Source organism: Rhodococcus sp. NPDC019050 (assembly GCF_055664235.1).
On the sequence record NZ_JBVOON010000045.1, the window covers coordinates 1 to 1,796 of the forward strand.

The 1,796-nt window shown below is 35.4% G+C and carries 2 protein-coding genes; both read right to left on the reverse strand.

The window, feature by feature from the left end:
• Positions 1-720, reverse strand: a 720-nt coding sequence (locus AC0B44_RS21185) for a rolling circle replication-associated protein (protein ID WP_435055990.1), incomplete at its 3' end; no start/stop codon positions are given.
• Positions 721-1,243: 523 nt separating this feature from the next.
• Positions 1,244-1,393, reverse strand: a complete 150-nt coding sequence (locus AC0B44_RS21190; protein WP_350502499.1) for a toxin-antitoxin system HicB family antitoxin — start codon at positions 1,391-1,393, stop codon at positions 1,244-1,246.
• Positions 1,394-1,796: the final 403 nt, after the last annotated feature.

The following is a 1,796-nucleotide window of genomic DNA, read 5'->3' on the forward strand; positions in this document are numbered from 1 at the left end:
AATTTGTATCTTATGAATATTGCCTAGATATTCATTTTCATAGTTTTTGGAATATGTTATATATTCGTCATGAGACTTTAGCAGAGTCTCTTTTTCTTTTTCCGTCAAAATATACTCTTCAGGCTTCTTTAACCCTCTACTCGAAAAATAAGACTTCTCTCCAAGTAATCTTTCGTCAATATTATCCTTTATCATATATTTCGTTATATAAGCCCCTACATTGTCCACGTGGTCTATTTTATTTATTTTAACAAACCCATGACCCCAGATGTCCGATAGAACGTCTACAGGCGTGTAAGGAAGGTTATAGACCAATAGGTGATAATGTATAGCCCCTCGTTTCTGAAACTCAATTACAGCAGTGTATTTTAGTTTTATTTTTAAAGTGTAATTCAGCCTTTGGATAAACTTTTTGAAGTTATAGTTAGATTGTTTTATGTCCTGCATGTTTTCAGCATATGTAAGTGTGAAAAATTTCGGTTGCTCGTTCCACGCATTTGCATTGGCATTTGCTTGGTTAAACACTTGCTTCCTTGCACGATATAACACATCAGACCTGTTCTTCATCTTTGTTTCAGCATCATTTATCCAATCATGATCAGACTGTTTTTTCCTACCAGCATTTTCACGAACTGCATCTTTACCTGTTGCTACCTCTTTCTCGTAGCTCAATAATTCCCATACACCGCCACTTTTTATTAGTTTGTGACGATACCTCAATTATAAAATACCTCTCTTCCTTGTCTAAATTTTTCTGCTTATTAATCGCTATAATCAAGTTAAGTAAGAAACAGAAATAGCGATTAAATATTAACCTATTTTTCTATCAGATTTAAACGGAAATATAAATCCTAAATCTACTAGAATTGTACCACTAAATTCGCCGCAGCCGGTTATTACTTTTCTATCAACTCCTGAAATTTTATAAAAGAATCCTGGTTGCAAAATGATAGTTTGTTTTAGTGCGTGTAATGTAACCACCATTACTTTTGTGTCTTCGGTTTTGTAATAAGAAATATTAAACATGTGCTCGTCCTCTTTTCTTGTTTTTTTAGTTGCGCTTCACCATCACCACTGCGTAGATCTACTCCATGAATCCTTGACTCGGAACCTTTGCGACCCAGATTACTTGCCACCGTCGCCACCTTCTAGAAATCTTTAATGTGGCAAACCGAACTAGGTTATCAGAGTCGCCTTTCCAAGTAAAGGAACCGCTACGCTTTCACTACGTAGAACTACTCCGTTAAAACTCTTTATCGTCTTTATATTCGCTCAGTATGTATGAAATCAAAGCGTTGACCGACATACCTCTCTTTTCAGCTTCTTTTTTTAACCATTCGTGTAGGTCTTCAGTAAGCCTTAGAGAAAAAACCGCTTTTCCCAATAACTTCACCTCCTTATGGTATCATTATAGTATCAAAGTGGTATCATGTCAATACCATAATGGTTAGTGTTATTTCTCTCGGTCTTTTATAAATAAAATAAATCCGCCTTGCGGTGTCGGGGGCCCCAACTGGAGTCACCCCACCCACACGCAAAAGGGCGGATTTTATATTTTCAAGGAAATTAAATAAGGACCCCATTATAGGAGTCCCATTGTCAAAGTTTGAACACTTTACCCGCTATTAGAAAACGGTAAAGTCATAGTATTTTTATTTTCTATGTGTTAAAATAGCGCTGTTAACTTTTGCGATTTAAGTTAATTTGTATCTTATGAATATTGCCTAGATATTCATTTTCATAGTTTTTGGAATATGTTATATATTCGTCATGAGACTTTAGCAGAGTCTCTTTTT